Source organism: Shinella sp. M27, from assembly GCF_049199905.1.
GTDB lineage: Bacteria > Pseudomonadota > Alphaproteobacteria > Rhizobiales > Rhizobiaceae > Shinella.
Genome location: NZ_JBLZPK010000031.1, coordinates 1 through 6,622, shown reverse-complemented (window position 1 = coordinate 6,622; position 6,622 = coordinate 1). Strand labels below are relative to the sequence as shown.

At 64.0% G+C, this 6,622-nt stretch carries 8 protein-coding genes, 1 tRNA gene and 1 pseudogene; 7 read left to right on the top strand and 3 right to left on the bottom strand.

The window, feature by feature from the left end; all coding sequences use genetic code 11:
• Positions 1 to 340: pseudogene (locus ACOZK4_RS12160) on the top strand (nucleoside/nucleotide kinase family protein); the annotation flags it as partial.
• 149 nt (positions 341 to 489) lie between these two features.
• On the top strand, positions 490 to 1,530 hold the full coding sequence (pyrC, locus tag ACOZK4_RS12155) for a dihydroorotase (protein WP_421592096.1): 1,041 nt from the start codon (positions 490 to 492) through the stop codon (positions 1,528 to 1,530).
• Positions 1,531 to 1,539: 9 nt separating this feature from the next.
• Here the strand turns inward: pyrC and ACOZK4_RS12150 are convergent, their stop codons facing one another.
• On the bottom strand, positions 1,540 to 2,304 hold the full coding sequence (locus tag ACOZK4_RS12150) for a Crp/Fnr family transcriptional regulator (protein WP_421592095.1): 765 nt from the start codon (positions 2,302 to 2,304) through the stop codon (positions 1,540 to 1,542).
• 186 nt (positions 2,305 to 2,490) lie between these two features.
• Here ACOZK4_RS12150 and ACOZK4_RS12145 point away from each other — a divergent pair, with 186 nt between their 5' ends.
• Complete coding sequence (locus ACOZK4_RS12145; protein ID WP_421592094.1) at positions 2,491 to 2,886, top strand: hypothetical protein; 396 nt, start codon at positions 2,491 to 2,493, stop codon at positions 2,884 to 2,886.
• On the opposite strand, the gene ACOZK4_RS12140 is transcribed toward ACOZK4_RS12145, so the two are convergent.
• A complete protein-coding gene (locus ACOZK4_RS12140) occupies positions 2,877 to 3,326 on the bottom strand; it encodes a DoxX family protein (protein WP_421592093.1) in 450 nt (149 codons plus the stop codon). The two genes, ACOZK4_RS12145 and ACOZK4_RS12140, sit on opposite strands and share 10 nt — an antisense overlap.
• A 179-nt stretch (positions 3,327 to 3,505) precedes the next feature.
• Between ACOZK4_RS12140 and ACOZK4_RS12135 the strand changes: the two genes are divergently transcribed.
• A complete protein-coding gene (locus tag ACOZK4_RS12135; RefSeq protein WP_313532197.1) occupies positions 3,506 to 3,805 on the top strand; it encodes a SelT/SelW/SelH family protein in 300 nt (99 codons plus the stop codon).
• A gap of 65 nt (positions 3,806 to 3,870) precedes the next feature.
• Here ACOZK4_RS12135 and ACOZK4_RS12130 read toward each other — a convergent pair whose 3' ends face one another.
• Complete coding sequence (locus ACOZK4_RS12130) at positions 3,871 to 4,245, bottom strand: BA14K family protein (RefSeq protein WP_313532198.1); 375 nt, start codon at positions 4,243 to 4,245, stop codon at positions 3,871 to 3,873.
• Between the two features lie 150 nt (positions 4,246 to 4,395).
• Here ACOZK4_RS12130 and ACOZK4_RS12125 point away from each other — a divergent pair, with 150 nt between their 5' ends.
• The 3 genes from ACOZK4_RS12125 to ACOZK4_RS12115 all read left to right on the top strand — a co-directional run.
• Positions 4,396 to 5,826, top strand: coding sequence for a phosphomannomutase (locus ACOZK4_RS12125; RefSeq protein WP_421592092.1), 1,431 nt, complete (start codon positions 4,396 to 4,398; stop codon positions 5,824 to 5,826).
• An 81-nt stretch (positions 5,827 to 5,907) separates the two neighbouring features.
• Positions 5,908 to 5,994 (top strand) — tRNA-Leu (locus ACOZK4_RS12120).
• A 186-nt stretch (positions 5,995 to 6,180) separates the two neighbouring features.
• Positions 6,181 to 6,622 (top strand): HPP family protein (locus tag ACOZK4_RS12115; protein WP_421592097.1); only part of this gene is annotated, 442 nt, incomplete at its 3' end.

Here is a 6,622-nt window from a genome sequence, read left to right as displayed (position 1 = left end):
GGCCGAGGGCGAGGTGCTGGTGCCGGTCTTCGACCGCTCGCGCGAACTCGCCATCAATGCCGCCCGCGCCATTCCCGTCGAAACGCGCTTCGTGCTGGCCGAGGGCAATTACCTGCTGTTCAAGGACGCGCCCTGGGACGCGCTCGACGGCGTCTTCGACTTCACCATCTTCGTCGGCCCGCCCTATCCCGTGCTGGAGGAGCGGCTGCGCCAGCGCTGGATGGGCTATGCCCTGCCCGAGGACCAGATCGGCTGGAAGCTCTACGGCAACGATCTGCCGAACGGAAAGCGCATCCTGGAAAACTCCCGGCCCGCCGATCTTCATATCGACCTTTTCTGAGGAATTGTCCTGACGCCCTGCGGGTGCTATCGCAGCCCCAAAGCAATTCCAGCAAAAGTGCACAGCGGTTTTGCGTCCGGAATTGCGCTGAACAAAGGGATTGGAGCATGTTCCGCTTGCGGAAATGCTCCAAGACGGGAGAGACGCCGATGACCACAGAAATCACCATTCGCCGGCCCGACGATTGGCACCTGCACCTGCGCGATGGCGCCATGCTGGAGGGCGTGATCGGCGACACCAGCCGCCACTTCGCCCGCGCCATCATCATGCCGAACCTCGTGCCGCCTGTTGTCACGACCGCCGATGCAAGCGCCTATCGCGACCGCATCCTCGCCGCCCTGCCCAAGGGCGACCGGTTCGAGCCGCTGATGACGCTCTATCTCACCGAGCACACCAATCCCGACGACGTGGAAGCCGGCTTCAAGAGCGGCTTGATCCGCGCCGTCAAACTCTATCCGGCCGGCGCGACGACCAATTCCCATGGCGGCGTGCGCGACATGGACAAGGCGATGCCGGTGCTGGAGCGCATGGCCAGGATCGGCCTGACGCTCTGCGTGCATGGCGAGGTGACGACACCGGAGGTCGATATCTTCGACCGCGAGGCCGTGTTCATCGAGACGGTGTTGGACCCGCTGCGCCAGCGCCTGCCGGAGCTGCGCGTGACCATGGAGCACGTCACGACGAAGAACGGCATCGATTACATCAAGGCGTCCAAGGCGAACCTTGCCGGTTCGATCACCACGCACCACCTGATCATCAACCGCAATGCCATCCTCGTCGGCGGCATCAAGCCGCATTATTACTGCCTGCCCGTCGCCAAGCGCGAGGAGCATCGGCTGGCACTGCGCGCCGCCGCAACCTCCGGCGACAAGCGCTTCTTCCTCGGCACCGATTCGGCGCCGCATGTCGATCCGCTCAAGGAATGCGCCTGCGGCTGCGCCGGCATCTATACCTCGATCAACACGATGAGCTGCCTTGCCCATGTCTTCGAAGAGGACGGAGCGCTCGACAGGCTCGAAGCCTTCGCCTCGCTGAACGGCCCGGAATGGTACGGCCTGCCGGCCAATGAGGATACGATCCGTCTCGTCAAGCGGGCCGAACCGGTCGCCTTCCCGGCGAAGATCGAGACGGGTGCCGGGCCGGTGACGGTGTTCGACCCGATGTTCCCGCTGCACTGGGATGTGGCATAATCCGAGCCTTCAGATGAAGGGCCGCGGTCCGCGCTGTAGCCCTTCCCACCCGGCGAGCGCTTGAAGTCCGTCGGCATCGAGGATTTCGCAGCCCTTTTCCTGCCAGCGCATCAGCTTGCGGTCGGAGAGCTTGCGCAGGGTCTTGTTGGTGTGGACAAGCGACAGGCCGAGCGTGTCGGCGACGTGCTGCTGGGTGATCGGGATCACCCGCCGCCCGCCGTTCACCCCCGCCAGATGCGCCCGCTGGTGGATGAAGGACAGGAGATAGGCCGTGCGCTCCAGCGCCGTGCGCCGACCGATCGACAGCAGATGTTCGTCGAGGATGCGTTCTTCCGCCGCGGCGATCCAGGTGAGATCGTAGGCGAGCGAGGCATGGCGCTCGAACAGCCGCTCCAGCTTGGAGCGCTCGAAGACGCAGAGCGTCACCGGCGTCAGCGCCTCGATGGAATGATCCATCTCGCCCATCAAACTGCCCTGGAGACCGATGAGATCACCCGGCAGCACATAGTTCATGATCTGGCGGCGCCCGTCCGGCAGGAGCTTGTAGCGGAAGGCCCAGCCCGACAGCACCGTGAAGAGATGCGCGCTGTGCATGCCCTCCACGAGGATCGTCGCGCCCCGTTCGCTCGACAGTTCGCCGCTCTTGAACTGCGAGACGAAGTCCAGTTCCTTCGGCGTGAAATCGCGGAAATCGGGAAGACTGCGCAAAGGACATTGCTGGCAGGGCGTGCGCCATCGGGTCTGCTGGGTGCCCACCGTACCGCTTGCCATCATGCCTCCGGGCCTGTCGATTGACACCAGCCCGAACGGGCTGGCTCCTCGAAACGCAGACACCGCACACTTGTTCCATCACGCAGACGCTATGTCTTTTTTAAATGACACTTTTTGGGATGATGCCCAATGTCCGCCTCCCGCAGCACCGCTACCCCGGTGCTTGCATATGGATTGGAGTGCGGCACCATGGACCGTTCTATACCGCACATCGTCGTCGCCGAACGCGAGTTCCTCATCGCGCTGGACGCCGAATACCTGATCAAGTCGGCGCTCGATTGCCGTATCACCCTGCTTCGGCCGGAACAGCTCGACCAGTGGGATGCAACAGCGCTTGCCGGGATCGATCTCTGCCTGCTCGACGTGCCGCTCGACGCGACGCGGATCACCGCGCGCATCAACAGGTTGATCGAGGCGCGCGTACCGCTGCTGTTCACCACCGTCGCCGACATTCATATCGGCGGCATCGAAGGCTTCGAGGTCGTCCCTATCGCGCGCAAACCCTATGACGGCGAGACGCTGGCGGCGCTCGCCAGGAGACGGCTGCGGCAGACACCGCAACCGCCGGAGGCCGATCAGAACTGACGGCCGATTTTCGCATCGACCGAATGGCTGTTGGCGCCACGCACCGCAAAGAAAAAGAGAATCAGCGTCCAGAGGATCGACTTCTCCGCGCCGCCAAGGCCCTCGCCCTGCACGATGCCGTGGAAATAGACCGTCACGGCCAGCACGATCATCGCGGCGAAGGCGGCCGGGCGGGTGAAGAGGCCGATGGCGATCAGGATGCCGCCGAAGAATTCGGTGGCCGACAGCAACGGCGACCAGAAAGCGCCGGGATAGAAGCCGAGGCTCTCGACCATGCCGCTGGCACCGAAGGGATTGATGATCTTGCCATAACCATGCGTGACGAGCAGCAGGCCCGTGGCCACGCGCAGGATCGTCTCGGCACTTTCCGAAAGCCTGGAATAGAGGCCGCCGAGCGACGGGATGATGAGGCGCGGGCGGTTGGTGGCAAGCTCTGTCATGGGTTCTCCTGTGATCCTATTGCAGTGCAACACGTCTCCTCCAGGAAAAGGGCTGCGACAAGATGTCCGGCGACAATACTTGATAAATTGAGTTGACATTTCCGTGAGATCGCCGTGCGCTGAGGCGTGCCAAGCCGCACCTGCTGCTATATGCTTCGGCGATCGATCAGGAGGTTGCCATGTCCGGGGAAAAGCCGCGTATTTCCATTCTCTACTGCACCCAGTGCAACTGGCTGCTGCGCGCCGGCTGGATGGCGCAGGAGCTCTTGTCGACTTTTTCCGACGCGCTCGGCGAGGTGGCGCTCGTTCCCGGCACCGGCGGCAATTTCGAGATCCGCGTCAACGACACGCTGGTCTGGGAACGCAAACGCGACGGCGGCTTTCCGGGGCCGAAGGAATTGAAGCAGCGGGTGCGCGATATTATCGAGCCCGGCCGCGATCTCGGCCATACCGACCGCGTCGGAGAGATGCCGGCCTGAAATGAGCAAGGTCTGAAACGAAAACGGCGGGCCGAAGCCCGCCGCCTGTTTCAACCCGGTCGCGATCAGCGATAGGGCGAATAGCACATACGATAGACGCCGCCGCCGGCATGATAGCGGTTGGTATAGGGATCGTAGGTGCGGTAGCGGTTCGAGCACCAGCGCACATGGGCGTTGCGCCCGCCGCCATAGTAGCGCGGCCGTTCGTAACGCGGGCGATAGTAGCGGCGCTCATAGCCGTAATGCGGGCGATGATGGCGGCGGTAGTAGCGCGGACGCTCGCAGCCATAGCCGACGCAGAATTCCACCTGCGCCTTTTGCACGTCGCTGGTCGTCTGCACCGGTACGCCAAGCGGGACGGCCTGGGCCACTCCCATGGGCGCGATTGCGGAGGCGATGCCCATAACGCAACCGAAGACGAGATTCTTGATCTTCGACATGTGATCCTCTCTAGCTTTGGCGGGATTTCTCCCTGTCACGTCCCTGCTTTGTATTACGTTCACGCATTTTGTTTTATTCATGGTCGCGCGCCCGTCCTGTAGAGGGGATTTATCGCGGCGCGGACGATCCGCAAGAGGCAGAGGTGTTGCATGAGCCTGAAATTCGGAACCAGCGGCCTCAGAGGTCTCTCGGTCGATCTTGAGGGTCCGGCGACCGCGCTCTATGCCACCGCCTTCGCGCGCCACCTCATCGCCTCGGGCATGGCCAAGCCCGGCGACGACATCCTGATCGGCCGCGATTTCCGCGCCTCCAGCCCCGCCATTTCGGCGATCGCCATCGCCGCCCTGCGCAAGGCCGGCCTTCAGCCGCGCGACTGCGGCCCGCTGCCCACGCCGGCGCTGGCGCTGCTCGGGCTTGACCGCAACGCGGCCTGCCTGATGGTGACGGGCTCGCACATTCCCGCCGACCGCAACGGCATCAAATTCTACCGGCCGGACGGCGAGATCGACAAGGCGGACGAAGCGGCGATCACCGCCGCCGCCGAGGCTATCCGCGCCGAGGGGACCGTCTTCGATGCCGCGCAGGAAACGGCGCAGGACCTTCATGTCGAGACCATGGCGCTCTACGGCGCCCGCAACCGCGCCCTGCTGCCGGAGGAAAGCCTTGCCGGCCTGCGCGTCGGCGTCTACCAGCATTCCACCGTGGCACGCGACCTCTTCGTCGAGGTGCTCGCACACTATGGCGCCGATGTCGTGGCGCTCGGCCGCTCGGAGACCTTCATTCCCGTCGATACGGAAGCCGTCTCGCCGGAGACGATCGCGCTCCTGCAAGGCTGGGCCGTGCAGCACGGCCTGCATGCCATCATCTCCGCCGACGGCGACGGTGATCGGCCGCTTGTCGCCGACGAGACCGGAACGCCCATACGCGGCGACCTGATCGGCCTCATCGCCAGCCGCTTCCTCGGTGCGACCGTGATCGCCACGCCCGTCACCTCCAATTCCGGCATCGAAGCCGCCATCGATGGCCGCGTGCTGCGCACCCGCGTCGGCTCGCCCTTCGTGATCGCGGCGATGAACGAGGCCGTCGCAGCCGGCGAGAAAGCGGTTGCCGGCTTCGAGGCGAATGGCGGCACGCTGACGGCAACGCCCTTCCGCGTGAACGGTCATGACCTGGCGCCGCTGCCGACCCGCGACAGCCTGATGCCGATCCTGGCCGTGCTGGCGCTTGCGGCAGCCGAGGAAAAGCCGCTCTCCCTGATTGCAGCCGGCTTTGCGCTTCCCGCCGCCGCCAGCGACCGGCTGGAAAACTTTACCGTCGAGACGAGTGCCGCCCTGATGGCGGAGCTGCGTTCGGGTGCGGGACCGCTTGCCGCGTTCCTTGCGCCCATCGGCGTACCGCAGAAGGTGAGCGACATCGACGGGCTGCGCGTGACGCTGGAGGATAGGAGCGTCATCCACTTGCGCCCCTCCGGCAATGCGCCGGAAATGCGCTGCTATGTGGAAGCCGCCGACGAAGCCGCCGCCGTCAGGCTTCTCACCGCTGGACTTCAGCGCATCCGCGACTGGGCCGAAAGCCGATAAACAACTTTTTGCCAAGCCGTTGCAAAAACTTCAAAAAGCCTGTTGACACCGGCGGGCGGTCCTTCTACATCGCTCTCCGTCGCCCAGATGGCGGAATTGGTAGACGCGCCAGCTTCAGGTGCTGGTACTCGAAAGGGTGTGGAGGTTCGAGTCCTCTTCTGGGCACCAAATTCCCCGCTTCCTTACCAGGAGCGTTCTCAAAAAAGCCCGGCTCAGCCGGGCTTTTTTGTTGGCCGAAACGGCGCCGTTTTCCTTCCCCTCCGGCAAAACAGAATCTTCCCCGGAAACCCTTGCGTTGACGGCATGAAGGGCAGATAAGCCTTAAAAATAGTCATCTGCCTTTTATAGATCAGGATCATCGTGGCCCCACCTCAACACGATGCCCAGAAATCGGGCACCCTGTCCAAATTCCGGCTGTTCTCTCCCATTCTTGCCGGCGCAACGTTGAAAGAGCGCCTGATCGGCTGCCTCGGCGCACTGGTCGGCATCTGCCTTACCGGCTTCGTCAGTGCGCTGTTCATGGGGCAGGATCCCAATCTGCCGCTGATCGTGGCACCCATCGGCGCTTCCGCCGTCCTGCTTTTCGCCGTGCCGGCAAGCCCTCTTGCCCAGCCTTGGTCAATCGTCGGCGGCAACGTGATATCGGCCTTTGTCGGCGTCACCGTGACCACGCTGGTCCGGGACCCCGCCATCGCCATCGGCCTTGCAGTCTCGCTCGCCATCCTCGTCATGTCGCTTACGCGCTCGCTGCATCCGCCGGGCGGGGCCGCCGCGCTGACGGCGGTCATCGGCGGGG